This is a genomic window from Candidatus Sphingomonas colombiensis, from assembly GCA_029202845.1.
In the GTDB taxonomy this organism is placed as follows: domain Bacteria; phylum Pseudomonadota; class Alphaproteobacteria; order Sphingomonadales; family Sphingomonadaceae; genus Sphingomonas; species Sphingomonas colombiensis.
Genome location: CP119315.1, coordinates 2324067 through 2338100, shown reverse-complemented (window position 1 = coordinate 2338100; position 14034 = coordinate 2324067). Strand labels below are relative to the sequence as shown.

Sequence of the window (14034 nt, the reverse complement as noted above, 5' to 3'; positions counted from 1 at the left end):
CTCCAGTCTCGACAATTCGACAGGGCCGGCACGGCCCGGATCGCGCGGCCCTATTCGTACGGCCCGCGCGGTGCAAGCTTAACGAGGTGATGCGGGCTTGACGAGCTTGCCGGGGTTCATGATTCCCGCCGGATCGAGCGCGCCTTTGATCGCCCGCAGCGCGCTCAGCCGCGCGGGCGCGGAGAGGCGCTCCAGCTCGCCCAGCTTCATCTGCCCGATGCCGTGTTCGGCGGAGATCGAGCCCCCCGCCGCGACCACCAGATCATCGACGAAGCGCGTCACCCCCGGCGCTTCCTCCGCGAACCAGCGTGCCGCGTCGACGCCAGCGGGCGCGCGGACGTGGAAATGCACGTTGCCGTCCCCCAAATGGCCGAAGCCAGACGCATGGGTGCCGGGGAAGCGCGCGTCGCAGGCGGCGGCGGCCTCGATCATGAAGCGTGGCATCGCCTCTATCGGCACGGAAATGTCATGCTGCGCCGCCGGGCCGGTCGCGCGCTCCGCCTCGGAAATCGATTCACGGATGCGCCAAAAGGCATCGGCCTGCGCCTCGCTCGCCGCAAGCGTCGCATCGGCGATCAGCCCGTCGCCGAGCGCGGTGCTCAACACGCGCTCCACGATCGCGGCGGGCGGCTCGCCTGTCGTATCGGCGGCCGTCACCTCGATCAGCGCATGCCATGGGTGTGCGCCTGTCAGCGGCGCGCGGGTGCCGGGAATGTGCTGCAACACCGCGTCGAGCGACTCGCCCGGCAGCAGCTCGAAGCTCTCCACATCATTGCTCGCGCGCTGGAAACGACGAAGCAGCGCGAGCGCGGCGGCCGGGTCCGTCAGTCCCACCCAGGCGACCGCGCGCGCCGCCACCGCCGGCGCAAGCCGCAGCGTCGCGGCGGTGACGATGCCCAACGTCCCCTCGCCCCCGATCAGCAATTGGGTGAGATCGTAACCGCGATTGTCTTTCTTGAGCGCCGCCAGCCCGTCATGAATCTGGCCGTCCGGCAACACCGCTTCCAGCCCCGCGACCAGCCCGCGCATTGTGCCGAAACGCAGGACTTGCGTGCCGCCGGCGTTGGTGGAGACGAGGCCGCCGATCGTCGCCGACCCCTTCGCGCCGAGCGATAGCGGAAACCGGCGCCCCGCCTCGATCGCCGCGCTGTGCAGATCGGACAGGATCACCCCCGCCTCCGCCACCACCAGCCCCGCCTCCGCATCGAGCGAGCGGATCGCGTTCATCCGCCGCATCGACAGGATCACCGCGCTGCCATCAGCGGGGGGCGTCGCGCCGCCGACCATCGACGTATTCCCGCCCTGCGGCACCAGCGGCACACCCAACGCCGCCGCCGCCGCCACGATCGTCGACACCTCGATGGTGGAGGCCGGCGCGAGCAGCAGCGGCGCATGGCCATGCCAGCGCCCGCGCCAATCGGTTTCGAGCGGGGCGATCACATCCCGATCGGTGACGATCGCGCGTGGCGGAAGCTGGCCGGAAAGCGTTTCGAGCAGGCTGGTCTGAGCAGGCGTCATGGGGCACTCATCGCATGCAATTCATCCTTCGTTCAAATCCCATCGCCAAAGCGTAAACGAATTTGCTTATGTCGGATCGCACTCTCTTCTTACTGACGCTTGTCGCCGCCGCGCCGCTATTGGTGTCCGCGCAGGAGCCCGGCGTGGGCGATCTCGCCGGCGCGCAATGGGCGCAGACGCAAGTGATCATCCGCGAACGGATGGTGATCCGCATCCCGCGCGCCGATTCGCCGCCGGACGCGCCGCGCCCGCGCTATCGCCCTGCCCCGCCGCCGCCGATCGTCTGGCGCGAGCAAAAGGCACCGAAATGCGTGCCGGCGGATTCGATCGTCGCGGCGAGCATGGCCGATGGCGACGTCGATCTGGAGACAAGCGACGGGCGCCGCCTGCGCGCCAAGCTGGATGACGATTGCCCCACGCTAAAGTTCTACACCGGCTTCTATATCAAGCGCACGGGCGACGGGATGATCTGTGCCGGGCGCGACGTATTGCGCTCACGTTCGGGCGCGCGCTGCGAAATCGCGCAATTCCGCACGCTTGTTCCGCGCCGCTGATGCTTGTCGCGACGGGGTTCGCCGAAGCACCGAATCTCACAAAAACTTGACTTTTTCACCGTAATCGCGTTCCGGCGGCACGAGGCGACCAGTGGGTGCGCCCACTGCTCTTTCTCGGAATTGCCATGAGCTTCGCCGATCTCGGCCTGTCAGACGAACTGCTTCGCGCCGTAGCCGATACCGGCTATACGGAACCGACCCCAATTCAGGCGTCGGCCATCCCCTCGGTGCTGATGATGCGCGACATCATCGGCGTCGCGCAGACGGGCACGGGCAAGACCGCCTCGTTCGTGTTGCCGATGATCGACATCCTCGCCCACGGCCGCAGCCGTGCGCGGATGCCGCGCAGCCTGATCCTCGAGCCGACGCGGGAGCTTGCCGCACAGGTCGCCGAGAATTTCGAGAAATACGGCAAATACCACAAGCTCTCGATGGCGCTGCTGATCGGCGGCGTGCAGATGGGCGATCAGGTGAAGGCGCTGGAAAAGGGCGTCGACGTGCTGATCGCCACGCCCGGCCGCCTGATGGACCTGTTCGAGCGCGGCAAGATCCTGCTCACCGGCTGCGACCTGCTCGTCATCGACGAGGCGGATCGGATGCTCGATATGGGCTTCATCCCCGATATCGAAACGATCTGCACCAAGCTGCCCGCCAGCCGCCAGACGCTGCTGTTCTCCGCGACGATGCCGCCGCCGATCAAGAAGCTGGCGGATCGTTTCCTGAGCAATCCCAAGACGATCGAAGTCGCGCGCCCTGCCACCACCAACACCAACATCACGCAATGGCTGGTGCCGGTGAAGGGATCGGCATTCGACAAGCGCGATACGCTGCGCGGCCTGTTGCAGGCCGAAGAGATGCGCACCGCGATCATCTTCTGCAACCGCAAGACGACCGTGCGGGAGCTGAACAAGAGCCTGAAGAAGCACGGCTTCTCCTCCGGCGAAATTCATGGCGACATGGAACAGCCGGCGCGTATCGCGGAGCTGGAGCGCTTCAAGCAAGGCGATATCAACATCCTCGTCGCCTCCGATGTCGCCGCGCGCGGGCTGGACGTTAAGGGCGTGAGCCACGTCTTCAACTTCGATGCGCCCTGGCATCCGGATGATTATGTCCACCGCATCGGCCGCACCGGTCGCGCCGGCGCGACGGGTGTCGCCTATACGCTCATCGCGCCCGATGACGCGGAAAACATCGAGAATATCGAGAAGCTTACCGGGCAGAAAATTCCGCGCCTCGCCGCGCCTGCGAAGCCCGTCGCAGAGGAACAGCCAGCGCCGGAGGAAAAGCCGCGCCGCCGTGGCCGTGGCGAACGCGCCGCCGAGCCGGAAGCGGCGCGCCCCGCAAGTCGCGCGCCGGAACCGCGCCGAAAGGACGAGCCGCGCGAGCAGGCCGCCGATCAGCGTCGCCGTAAGGAACCGCGCGCGGAGGCCCCCCAGCCGAGCCGCCGTCAGGAAACACGCGATGACACGCCCGATGACGGCTGGAACGGCCCGGTTCCGAGCTTCCTGAGCGTCACGATCGACCTCTGACGATGATCGCGCTGCGCTACCGGATCGCCGGGCGCGCAATGCGGCTCTACACGCGGGTAATGCGCCCACGCACTTTCGGGGTGCGCGCGCTGCTGCTCGATCCCGGCGGCCGCGTCGCGCTGGTGCGCCACCATTATATCGCCGGCTGGTATCTGCCGGGTGGTGGCGTGAACAGGGGCGAGCACGCGGAAGCCGCGATCCGGCGCGAACTGCATGAGGAAATCGGGCTGACGCAGATCGAGATCACGGGCCTCCTCGGCATCTATCACAACCGCGCCGAGGCGAAGGACGATCATGTGGTGGTGTTCGTCGCCACCGCGCCGCCCGGCGTGATCCCCACCGCAGCAGACTGTCGCGAGATCGCGGAAGCCGGCTGGTTCGCGCCCGACGCGCTGCCCGAAGACACCTCCCCCGCGACGCGCCGCCGCATCGCGGAGCATCTCACCGGCCAGCAAGGGCATGGCGCATGGTGAGCGGTGCGCCCGAATCGCCGTGCATATTGGTGTGCATCATGGACAAGCCGAGCGGGCTTTGCCTCGGCTGCCACCGCACACTCGACGAGATCGCACGCTGGTCCACGATGAGCGATGCGGAAAAGCGCGCGGTGCTGGCCGACGTCGATGAACGCGCCAGCAGCGACCCGCGCGGATGACCCGGCAATCGCCCGCGCATTTGCGCAATCTGCGCGGGCCGAATGTCGATACAACTCTAGCGTCGGGCCGCCCCTGCCCCTAAGTCCTCGACGATGCTTACTTCCGATCAGGCGCGGGATCGCGCGCAGGACATTGTAGCGCGCGCGATCCGCGCGGGCGCCGACGCGGCGGATTCCGTTTTCGCCGCCGACGCCTCCAGCGAAGTCTCCGTCCGCCTTGGCAAGCTTGAGGACGTGGGCCGTTCCGAGAGCGAGGATCTGGGGCTGCGCGTATTCGTCGGGCAGCGGTCGGCCAGCGTCTCCACCTCGGATCTCTCCTCTCACGCGATGGACATGCTCGTCGAGCGCGCGGTCGCGATGGCGCGCGAGGCGCCGGAGGATCGCTGGGCCGGTCTTGCCCCCGAAGCACGGCTGCTGCGCGGCACGGCACCCGCGCTCGATCTTGAGGATCGCGGCGAAATCTCGCCCGCCGAGCTGCGCGAGATCGCCGCCGCGGCGGAGGATGCGGCGCGTGCCGTGGCCGGCGTGACCAACAGCGAAGGCGGCGGCGCCAGCGCATCGCGCAGCGTCATCGCGCTGGCCACCAGCCATGGCTTCGCCGGCGGCTATGCCACCACCGGTTTCGGCGCCTCCGCCAGCGTGATCGCGGGCGAAGGCAGCGCGATGCAACGCGATTACGCCTTCCACTCCGCCCGGCACCGCCACCGGCTCGAACCCGCCGAGGCGATCGGGCGCGAAGCGGGCGAGCGCGCGGTCGCACGCCTCAATCCCGGCCGCATCGAAAGCGGTGCGATGCCCGTGGTGCTGGATCCGCGCGTCGGCATGAGCCTGCTCGGCCATTTGACCGGCGCGATCTCCGGCCAGTCGATCGCGCGCAAGACGAGCTTCCTGCTCGATGCGCTGGGCACGCGGGTGTTCGCGGAAGGCATCCGCATCTGTGACGATCCGCATCGGCCGCACGGGCTGCGCTCGCGCCCGTTCGATGGCGAGGGGCTGCCGGTTTCGCCGATCGCGCTGGTCGAGGATGGCATGCTGGAAACCTGGCTGCTCGAAACCGCGTCCGCCCGGCAATTGGGGATGGAGCCCACCGGCCACGCCGCGCGCGGCATCGGCGGCGCGCCCGGCGTATCGACCAGCAACCTCTATATGGATGCGGGCCATGTGCCGGTGGAAACGCTGATCGCGGATATCGCGCGCGGCGTTTATGTCACCGAATTGATCGGCCAGGGGGTGAACGGCGTCACTGGCGATTACAGTCGCGGCGCGGCGGGCTTCCTGATCGAAAATGGCGAGATCACCGGGCCGGTGGCCGAATTCACCGTCGCGGGTAATTTGAAGGATATGTTCCGCCAGCTCACACCGGCCAACGATCTTGAGTTCCGTTATGGCACCAACGTGCCCACGCTGCGGATCGACGGGATGATCGTCGCCGGTGGCTGAACCGCGCCTCGCCGACGCGGTGGCGGACATCACCCGCGAAGCCGGGGCGCTCGCTCTCGCCCGGTGGGGCACCGATTTCGCGCGTTGGGAAAAGACGCCGGGCAGCCCGGTATGCGAAGTCGATTTGGATATAGATGCCATGCTGCGCGCACGCCTGATGGCACTGCTGCCGGATGCCGGCTGGCTGTCCGAGGAGACCGCAGACAATCCCGATCGGCTGGCGTGCGATCGGGTGTGGGTGGTCGATCCGATCGACGGCACGCGCGATTATATTCGTGGACGCCCCGGCTGGGCGGTGTCGGTCGCGCTGATCGAGCATGGCCGCGTCCTGTTCGCCGCGCTCGACGCGCCGGCGCGGAACGAAGCCTGGCGCGCGAGCGCGGGCCGCGGCGCGACGCTCAACGGCAGCGCGATCCATGCCGGCGATCGCACCATCTTCCCGGGTTCGCGCGTACCCACCGACGCATTGCCCAAGGCGGATCGCGATCTGGTGGCGGTGGAGAAACCCAATTCGATCGCGCTGCGTATGGCGATGGTGGCGGACGATCGCGCCGATCTGGTCGCGACGCTGCGCTGGGGCAATGAGTGGGATATCGCCGCCGCCGCGCTGATCGCCGCCGAAGCAGGCGCCGCGATCAGCGATGCGTTCGGCGGCCCGCTCACCTTCAACAAGCCCGATCCGCGCGCATTCGGCGTGATCGTCTCGAAGCCCGGCATCCACGCGGCGGCGGTGGAGCGGCTCCACGATCGCGCGAAGGCGATCATGGCCGAGGGGCGGTAACTTCCCCTATTTCTGGCACGCAACCACCGTTGCGATAACGCCCAAAGTATCCTGCGGATCGCGCACCCGCACCGTATCGAGCCCCAGTTCCTTTGCCGGATAATCATTGCCGCCGGGGAAGATCGCGTCGCCGACGAACATCATCGCCTCCAACGCGATGCCGCTCTCGTCACGCAATTTCTTCAGGCCATAAGCCTTGTCCACGCCCTCGCGCGTGATGTCGATCGAGGTGGCGCCGCCCATATTGATCGCGAGGCCCGGCAGGCGCATGCGTAAATCGGCCTGGATCACCTTGCGCTTGGCGAAATCCGGATCCCATTTCTCCTTGGCCTCCAGCGGCGCCTGCTGACCGAGCGCGGAGAAGGTGATCTGGCTGCCGCGATCCTCAATCCGCTCCCCCCAGGTCTGTTCGGGCACAAAGCCGGTCGCGGCGAGACTGGCGTTGAACGCGTCGATGATCTGCTTCTTTTCTGCGTCGGAGAATAATTCGGCATAGACCGGGGACCATTGCCCGTTGCGGAACGTGAAGAGCTTGGTGCCTGTGGTCGGCATCAGCCACAGCTTCGCACGATCGGCGCGATCGGGCAGACGCGAGGCGACCTGTTTGTCGAACTGCGGCCAATCCCCGCCGGAGATCACGGCGACATCCGCCACGCCGAGCAGATCGGCCAGCGCCTCGGCCATGTCCGGCTTTATCGCCTGCTTGCTCTCCGCGAGCGTGCCGTCGAGATCGAACGCCACCAATTGCTTCACATCATTCTCCCGAGAATCAGATTATCGATGGCATGCGCCACGCCATCCGCGTCGTTACCCGTGGTGACGTCGTTCGCCCTGCCCTTCACCGCATCGGTCGCGTTGCCCATCGCGATCGAGCGCCCTGCGCGCTCGAACATTGCGAGATCGTTAGCCTGATCGCCGATCGCGACAATATGCTTCAGCGGCACATTCATCGCATGGGCCAGCGCGGTGATGCCATCGCCCTTGTTCGCCGGTAGGGCAGTGATGTCGAGATAATAGGTCTGCGACTGGACGATCGTCGCGCGATCGACAAACGGCTTCACCTTCTCCGCCAGCGCCACCAGCAGCGCCGCATCGTCGCTGACGAAGGTTATCTTGTCGGCGCGATCGAGCAGATCGTCGAATGTGTCGCGGATGATCGGCTCCTGCGCCGATGCCAGCCGCTCATGCTCGACATGCACGCCCTGATCGGTTGAGGCGTACCAGTGATTGTCAGCGAACACCCACCGATCGACCGCCGCATCGCCGATCAGATCGAAAACGCCGCGCGACACGTCCGCCGGGATCACGTGATGCTCGGCAATGCTGCCGTCGCGGCGGAAGATGATGCCACCGTTGAATGCCCCCATCGGCACATCGAGCGCCAGCCGTTCGGCGAGCGGCATCATGCCTGACATCGGCCGCGCGCTGATGATCGTGAAGCGGATGCCGGCCTTGCGCAGCCGCGCAACCGCCGCGATCGTCGTCTCAGTCAGCCGTTTCTGCTTGTCGACCAGCGTGCCGTCGACATCGCAGACCACCAGCATCACTGCGGAATCTCGACATGGCCGCCAAAGCCATAGCGCATCGCGGAGAGCAATTTGTCGCCGAACATGCTGTCGATGCGGCTGCGATAGCGCGCGAACAGGGCGGTGGTCAGCACGGCCACCGGGGTCGATTGCTCCATCGCCGCGTCGATCGTCCAGCGGCCCTCACCCGAATCCGCGACATGGCCGGAGAAATTGGACAGATCATGGTCCTTCGCCAGCGCCGCCGCGCTCAGATCGAGCAACCAGGACGAAATCACCGAGCCGCGCCGCCACACCTCCGCGATATCGGCCATGTTGAAATCGAACTTTTCATCTTCGGGCAGATGCGGCGCATTGCGGCCGAACAGCACGTCGAAGCCCTCGGCATAGGCCTGCATCAGCCCGTATTCGATGCCGTTGTGGACCATTTTGACAAAGTGCCCCGCGCCGACGCGACCGGCGTGGATATAGCCTTTCTCCGCGCGCGGATCCTCCCCGTCGGCAACTTCCCGGCCGGGGGTGCGCGGCACGCTGCCCGATCCGGGCGCGAGCGTATCAAAGATCGGATCGAGCAGGTCGACGGCCTCCTGCGCGCCGCCGATCATCATGCAGAAGCCGCGTTCCAGCCCCCACACGCCGCCTGATGTGCCGACATCGACATAATGCACGCCCTTTTCCGCCAGCGCGTGCCCGCGGCGGATATCGTCTTTCCAGAAGGTGTTGCCGCCATCGATCACGATCGTGCCCGGCGTGGCCTTCTCGGCGATCGCCATCACGGTCTGTTCGGTCGGATCGCCGGCCGGGAGCATCACCCACCAGATCGCGGGATCGGCGAGCTTGCTCCTCATATCATCGAGCGAGTCCGCGGCGATCGCGCCATCGGCCGCCAGTTCCTTCACGGCATCGGCATTGCGATCCCACACGACGCATTCATGGCCGCCGCGCATCAACCGTCGCGCGATATTGCCACCCATCCGGCCGAGGCCGACGATGCCGATTTTCATGAGCAATCCTTCTTCCCATTCCCGCCCCGGCTCAATCGCCGGGGGCGGATATCGTTCCGAAGGGAGGGGTCAGGCGGCAGCGGGATGCTTCGCCGCGATCGCGCCCAGCAGATCATCGAACGAGTGGACGAAGGCGTGAACGCCCTCCTCGACCAGCAGCGCGGTCACGCCATCGAGATCGAGCCCCAGTCGTTCGGCATCGGCCAATTCCCTGCGCGCGCCATCCACATCCTGCGTCAGCGTCTCCGCGACATTGCCGTGATCGCGGAAGGCGTCGAGCGTCTTGGGCGGCACGGTGTTCACCGTATCCTGCCCGATCAGCGTGTCGATATAGAGCGTGTCAGGATAAGCGGCGTTCTTCGTCCCGGTCGATGCCCATAGCAGCCGCTGCGGCATCGCGCCCTTCGCGGCGAGCTTCTGCCAGCGATCGGAGGCGATGAACTCCTGATACCAAGCGTAGGCCAGCTTGGCATTGGCGATCGCCACCTTACCCTTCAGCGCCTTCGCCGCGTCACCGCCGACGCCCGCGTCGATCTTGTCGTCGATCTTGCTGTCGATACGGCTGACGAAGAAGCTCGCCACGCTGGCGATGCGATCGATCGGCTGGCCCTTGGCGACACGCTGCTCCAGCCCCTCGACGAAGGCGAGCGCCACCGCTTTATATGCCTCGATCGAGAACAACAAAGTGACGTTGACGTTGATCCCGGCCGATATGGTTGCCGCGATCGCCGGCACGCCCTCCGGCGTCCCCGGAATCTTGATCATCAGATTGGGGCGATCGACCGCTTTCCACAGCCGCGCCGCTTCGGCGATCGTGCCGTCGGTATCTTCCGCCAGCTTGGGCGAAACCTCCAGGCTGACATAACCGTCCTTGGCGTTCAGGCGGTCGTACACCGGGCGCAGCGTATCCGCCGCGGTCTGAATATCCTGCACCGCGAGATGCTCGTAGCGCGCCATCGCGGACGCTTCCGGGTTCGCCTTGTCGAACGCCGCGAGGCTCTCGTCATAGGCCGTGCCATGGCCCATCGCCTTTTCGAAGATCGACGGGTTGGAGGTGACGCCGCTGATGCCATCCTCGGTAACGAGTTTCGTCAGCCCACCGTCGTTCAGCAGCTTGCGGTCGATGAAGTCGAGCCACACCGCCTGACCGTGGCTTTCAAGGTCATTGATGCGTCCCATAGCTTCCAACTCCATTTTCGAACCGAGTAACCAACAACAATATCTGATCGCACCCGCGCCGGCACAAGGTTGAACCCGATGCCGGCGCGGGGGATATCAGCCGCGCAGCGTGTCCTTCGCCACCTTCACCACGTTCGCCACGGTGAAGCCGAACTTCTCCGCCAGCTTGCCGGCCGGGGCGGATGCGCCGAAGCCATGCATCGTCACCGTGCGGCCCTGCGCGCCGACATAGCGATCCCAGCCCATCTCGCCGCCCATCTCGACCGCGACACGCGCCGTCACCTTCGCGGGCAGCACCTTTTCCTTATAGGCCGCGTCCTGCCGCTCGAAACGGAACCACGACGGCATCGACACGACACGCGCGGCGATCCCCTCGGCCTTCAACTGCTCATAGGCGCCGACCGCGAGCGACACTTCCGAGCCGGTGGCGATCAGGATGACCTGCGGATCGGGGCTGTCGGCCAGGATATAGGCGCCCTGCTCCACGCCCGAGGTGCTGCCGTATTTGCTGCGATCCAGCGTCGGCAGGGCCTGACGCGACAGGATCAGCGCGGTCGGATGCGCGCCATCGCGGACGATCAGGCGCCATGCCTCCGCCACTTCGTTCGCATCGGCGGGGCGGATCGTGTCGATGCCCGGCGTCGCGCGCATCATCGCAAGCTGCTCGATCGGCTGGTGGGTCGGCCCATCCTCGCCTACGCCGATCGAATCGTGCGTGTAGATCCAGGTGCTGCCCAGCTCCATCAGCGCCGAAAGGCGGACCGGCGGGCGCATGTAATCGAGGAACACGAAGAACGTGCTGCCATAGCCGCGCAGGCCGGACAGCGTCATGCCGTTGACCACCGCGCCCATCGCATGTTCGCGCACGCCGAAGTGGAAGTTCGCGCCGCCGTAATTGTTCGGCTCGAACGAAGCCGCGCCCTTGATATCCGTCTTGGTCGACGGCGCGAGATCGGCCGATCCACCGATCAGCCACGGCACGCGCTTCGCGATCGCATTGAGCACCTTGCCGCCGGCATCGCGGCTGGCCATGCCCTTTTCGTCCGCATCGAACGTCGGGATATCGGCGTCCCAGCCCTCGGGCAGCTTGCCGGCGAACACCAGCTCAAGCTCCGCCGCCAGTTCCGGCTCGACCTCGGCGAATTTGGCGAAGGTCGCCTGCCATTCCTCGCGCAGCGGGCGGCCGCGCGCGGTGATCGCCTGCTCGAACGCGGGCTGGACGCCTTCGGGAACGAAGAAATCCTTGGCCGGCCAGCCATAGGCTTCCTTGGTCTTGGCGATATTTTCGGCACCCAGCGGCTCGCCATGCGCCTTTTCGCTGCCGGCGCGCGGAGAGCCCCAGCCGATCACCGAGCGGACGATGATCATCGTCGGGCGATCGCTCATCGCGCGGAATGAGGTGAAGGCGGCGGTAAGCGCGGCGATATCATTGGCGTCAGCGACATGGATGACGTGCCAGCCATAAGCCTCGAAACGCTTGCCCACATCCTCGTCGAACGCCAGCTCGGTGCTGCCCTCGATCGAGATGTGATTCGAATCGTAGATCCAGCACAGGTTGGACAGCTTCAGGTGCCCGGCAAGGCTCGCCGCCTCGGCCGAAACGCCCTCCATCAGATCGCCGTCGCCGCACAGCGCGTAAACGTCATGATCGAACAGCGTGAAGCCCGGCTTGTTATAGCGCGCGGCGAGCCAGCGCTCGGCGATCGCCATGCCGACCGAATTGCCACAGCCCTGCCCCAGCGGGCCGGTGGTCGTCTCGACGCCGGTGGTGTGGCGGAATTCGGGATGGCCCGGCGTCTTCGAGCCGAGCTGACGGAACGCTTCGATATCGGCGAGGCTGACGGCCGGCTGGCCGGTCGGATTGCCGTTGCGATCCAGTTCCTTCACGCCCGCAAGGTGGAGCAGCGAATAGAGCAGCATCGACGCATGGCCGACTGACAGGACGAAACGGTCGCGGTTCGGCCAATCGGGCGTGCCGGGATCGTAACGCAGGAACTTCGCCCACAGCGCCCAGCCGACCGGGGCCAACGCCATCGGCGTGCCGGGGTGGCCGGAATTGGCCTTTTGCACCGCATCCATCGACAGCGTGCGGATCGTATCGATCGCCAGCCGTTCCGGGCTGCCATCCTCATGGAGGCTGGTGGGTGCGGTTGCGGTGTCGGTCATCAAAAGGCCTCGCTCGGGATCATGATGGCGAACGCACCGGACGGGCGCGCAGTTGCCGATTCCCCGCCCCCTTAGTCTGTCGATCCGCCGCGTTCCAGCCGTGTAACGACGCCATCGGCGGCAATATAGGCCGCATCGACCTCGTCGAGGAACAGCCCGTGCCCCAAAGCGCCCGGAATCGCGGCGATCCTCGCCGCCAGCGCGCGTGGATCGGGCATCGCAGGAAAGCGGCAATCGGCGACGATATTGCCATTGTCGGTTCGGTATCCGGCGCGCACCGTCACCATAGCGCCCAAATGCTCCAGCGCCGCCACCACGGAGGCGCGGGCGAAGGGGAGCACCTCCACCGGCAGTTTCGCCGCACCGATCGCGGCGACCCGCTTCGATGCGTCGGCGATCACCACCATCCGGCGGGCAGCGGCGGCGACCGTCTTCTCGCGCAGCATCGCCCCGCCCGCGCCCTTGATCGCGAACAGCCGGGCGTCGATCTCGTCCGCGCCGTCGATCGTCAGGTCCAGCAACGCGATCTCACTAAAGTCTCGCACGGCAATGCCGCCAGCGCGCGCGGCATTGGCGGTCACCTCGCTGGTCGCCACCGCCTCCACGCGCAGCCCGGCGGCGACGCGCCGCGCCAGCGCCGTGATGGCGTGCGCGGCGGTGGAGCCGGTGCCGAGGCCGACGAGCATCCCGTCCACCACCTCGGCCACCGCGGCCTCGGCCGCCAGTCGTTTGTCGTCATCCACGCGCATCGTGGCGGGGATAACGGATCAGCTGTATTTCTGCTCCTCCCACCACGGCACGAAGTCCGGCATGTCGGCGGATACGCGATCGGGATAGACCGGCGTGCGCTTTTCGAGGAACGACGACACCCCCTCCTTCGCGTCGCCCGAGCGGCCGCGCGACAGGATCGCGCGGCTATCAACCTTGTGCGCGTCCATCGGATGCGAATAGCCGAGCCCGCGCCACAGCATCTGCCGGGTCAGTGAGATCGAGACGGCGGCGGTATTGTCCGCGATCTCGCGCGCCAGTTCGTTGGCGCGGGCGAGCAGCTTGTCGCCGGGCAGCACTTCGGACACCAATCGCCCGCGCAAAGCCTCCGCCGCGTCGAACACCCGGCCCGAATAGCACCATTCCAGCGCCTGGCTGATGCCCACGACGCGCGGCAGGAAATAGCTCGATGCCGCTTCGGGGACGATCCCGCGCCGCGCGAAGACAAAGCCCATCCGCGCGCTTTCGCTGGCGAGGCGGATATCCATCGGCAGCGTCATGGTCGAGCCCACCCCCACCGCCGGGCCGTTGATCGCGGCGATCACCGGCTTCAGGCATTCGAAGATGCGCAAGGTCAGCCGGCCGCCGCCATCGCGCGCGCTTTCGCTCGAATAACGCAGCTCGCCATTCGGGCCGATCGGCGAATCGTCGCCGCGTCCCTCATAGTCGAAGGTCTTGGCGCCGCTCGACAGATCGGCACCGGCGCAGAAAGCGCGCCCCTCGCCCGTCACGATCACCGCGCGCACGTCATCGTCCGCGTCGATCCGGTCGAACGCATCGATCATCTCGTTCATCATGCGCCCGGTGAAGGCGTTAAGCTTTTCGGGGCGGTTCATCGTGATCGTCGCGATCCCGTCGCTCACCGCATAGCGAATCTGTTCGTAGTCCAAGCCGCCTCTCCTTCGATCTGGTTCGAA

14 protein-coding genes are annotated in these 14034 nt (G+C 66.5%); 6 read left to right on the top strand and 8 right to left on the bottom strand.

All coding sequences use genetic code 11. The features are described from left to right. Positions 1–78: 78 nt before the first annotated feature. Positions 79–1518 (bottom strand): FAD-binding oxidoreductase, encoded by a 1440-nt coding sequence (locus tag P0Y64_11310; protein ID WEK41982.1) that lies wholly within the window; start codon positions 1516–1518, stop codon positions 79–81. Between the two features lie 68 nt (positions 1519–1586). On the opposite strand from P0Y64_11310, the gene P0Y64_11305 reads away from it, so the two are divergent. From P0Y64_11305 to P0Y64_11280, 6 genes are all read left to right on the top strand, one after another. Further along, entirely contained in the window at positions 1587–2072 is a 486-nt protein-coding gene (locus tag P0Y64_11305; GenBank protein WEK41981.1) for a hypothetical protein, read from the top strand. Positions 2073–2197: 125 nt separating this feature from the next. Continuing rightward, entirely contained in the window at positions 2198–3601 is a 1404-nt protein-coding gene (locus tag P0Y64_11300) for a DEAD/DEAH box helicase (GenBank protein ID WEK41980.1), read from the top strand. Between the two features lie 2 nt (positions 3602–3603). Further along, positions 3604–4074: an NUDIX domain-containing protein gene (locus P0Y64_11295; GenBank protein ID WEK41979.1), complete on the top strand. Its 471-nt coding sequence runs from the start codon at positions 3604–3606 to the stop codon at positions 4072–4074. A gap of 38 nt (positions 4075–4112) precedes the next feature. After that, positions 4113–4253 (top strand): DUF1289 domain-containing protein, encoded by a 141-nt coding sequence (locus P0Y64_11290; protein WEK41978.1) that lies wholly within the window; start codon positions 4113–4115, stop codon positions 4251–4253. 93 nt (positions 4254–4346) lie between these two features. Next, positions 4347–5693, top strand: a complete 1347-nt coding sequence (locus P0Y64_11285) for a TldD/PmbA family protein (GenBank protein ID WEK41977.1) — start codon at positions 4347–4349, stop codon at positions 5691–5693. Beyond that, complete coding sequence (locus P0Y64_11280) at positions 5686–6474, top strand: 3'(2'),5'-bisphosphate nucleotidase CysQ (GenBank protein ID WEK41976.1); 789 nt, start codon at positions 5686–5688, stop codon at positions 6472–6474. Before P0Y64_11285 ends, P0Y64_11280 begins: the two co-directional genes overlap by 8 nt. A gap of 6 nt (positions 6475–6480) precedes the next feature. Here P0Y64_11280 and P0Y64_11275 read toward each other — a convergent pair whose 3' ends face one another. The 7 genes from P0Y64_11275 to P0Y64_11245 all read right to left on the bottom strand — a co-directional run bounded on the left by P0Y64_11275 (position 6481) and on the right by P0Y64_11245 (position 14007). Continuing rightward, a complete protein-coding gene (locus P0Y64_11275; protein WEK41975.1) occupies positions 6481–7227 on the bottom strand; it encodes an HAD-IIB family hydrolase in 747 nt (248 codons plus the stop codon). After that, positions 7224–8018 carry a Cof-type HAD-IIB family hydrolase gene (locus tag P0Y64_11270; protein WEK45041.1) on the bottom strand — a complete coding sequence of 265 codons (795 nt, stop codon included), beginning with the start codon at positions 8016–8018 and terminating at the stop codon, positions 7224–7226. The genes P0Y64_11275 and P0Y64_11270 overlap by 4 nt, the downstream gene beginning before the upstream one ends. Then, positions 8018–9004: a decarboxylating 6-phosphogluconate dehydrogenase gene (gnd, locus tag P0Y64_11265; GenBank protein ID WEK41974.1), complete on the bottom strand. Its 987-nt coding sequence runs from the start codon at positions 9002–9004 to the stop codon at positions 8018–8020. Before gnd ends, P0Y64_11270 begins: the two co-directional genes overlap by 1 nt. A 69-nt stretch (positions 9005–9073) precedes the next feature. Then, positions 9074–10183, bottom strand: coding sequence for a transaldolase (tal, locus tag P0Y64_11260; protein WEK41973.1), 1110 nt, complete (start codon positions 10181–10183; stop codon positions 9074–9076). 96 nt (positions 10184–10279) lie between these two features. Further along, a complete protein-coding gene (gene tkt / locus P0Y64_11255) occupies positions 10280–12349 on the bottom strand; it encodes a transketolase (GenBank protein WEK41972.1) in 2070 nt (689 codons plus the stop codon). 71 nt (positions 12350–12420) lie between these two features. Then, positions 12421–13098 (bottom strand): ribose-5-phosphate isomerase RpiA, encoded by a 678-nt coding sequence (gene rpiA / locus P0Y64_11250; protein WEK41971.1) that lies wholly within the window; start codon positions 13096–13098, stop codon positions 12421–12423. Positions 13099–13116: 18 nt separating this feature from the next. Beyond that, positions 13117–14007, bottom strand: coding sequence for a crotonase/enoyl-CoA hydratase family protein (locus P0Y64_11245; GenBank protein ID WEK41970.1), 891 nt, complete (start codon positions 14005–14007; stop codon positions 13117–13119). Positions 14008–14034 lie beyond the last annotated feature (27 nt).

What these genes read in the sequence shown, in the direction of transcription:
- P0Y64_11310 (WEK41982.1), bottom strand. Translation starts at nt 1,518, where the DNA reads ATGACGCCTGCTCAGACCAGCCTGCTCGAAACGCTTTCCGGCCAGCTT.
- P0Y64_11305 (WEK41981.1), top strand. Translation starts at nt 1,587, where the DNA reads ATGTCGGATCGCACTCTCTTCTTACTGACGCTTGTCGCCGCCGCGCCG.
- P0Y64_11300 (WEK41980.1), top strand. Translation starts at nt 2,198, where the DNA reads ATGAGCTTCGCCGATCTCGGCCTGTCAGACGAACTGCTTCGCGCCGTA.
- P0Y64_11295 (WEK41979.1), top strand. Translation starts at nt 3,604, where the DNA reads ATGATCGCGCTGCGCTACCGGATCGCCGGGCGCGCAATGCGGCTCTAC.
- P0Y64_11290 (WEK41978.1), top strand. Translation starts at nt 4,113, where the DNA reads ATGGACAAGCCGAGCGGGCTTTGCCTCGGCTGCCACCGCACACTCGAC.
- P0Y64_11285 (WEK41977.1), top strand. Translation starts at nt 4,347, where the DNA reads ATGCTTACTTCCGATCAGGCGCGGGATCGCGCGCAGGACATTGTAGCG.
- P0Y64_11270 (WEK45041.1), bottom strand. Translation starts at nt 8,018, where the DNA reads ATGCTGGTGGTCTGCGATGTCGACGGCACGCTGGTCGACAAGCAGAAA.
- gnd (WEK41974.1), bottom strand. Translation starts at nt 9,004, where the DNA reads ATGAAAATCGGCATCGTCGGCCTCGGCCGGATGGGTGGCAATATCGCG.
- tal (WEK41973.1), bottom strand. Translation starts at nt 10,183, where the DNA reads ATGGGACGCATCAATGACCTTGAAAGCCACGGTCAGGCGGTGTGGCTC.
- tkt (WEK41972.1), bottom strand. Translation starts at nt 12,349, where the DNA reads ATGACCGACACCGCAACCGCACCCACCAGCCTCCATGAGGATGGCAGC.
- rpiA (WEK41971.1), bottom strand. Translation starts at nt 13,098, where the DNA reads ATGCGCGTGGATGACGACAAACGACTGGCGGCCGAGGCCGCGGTGGCC.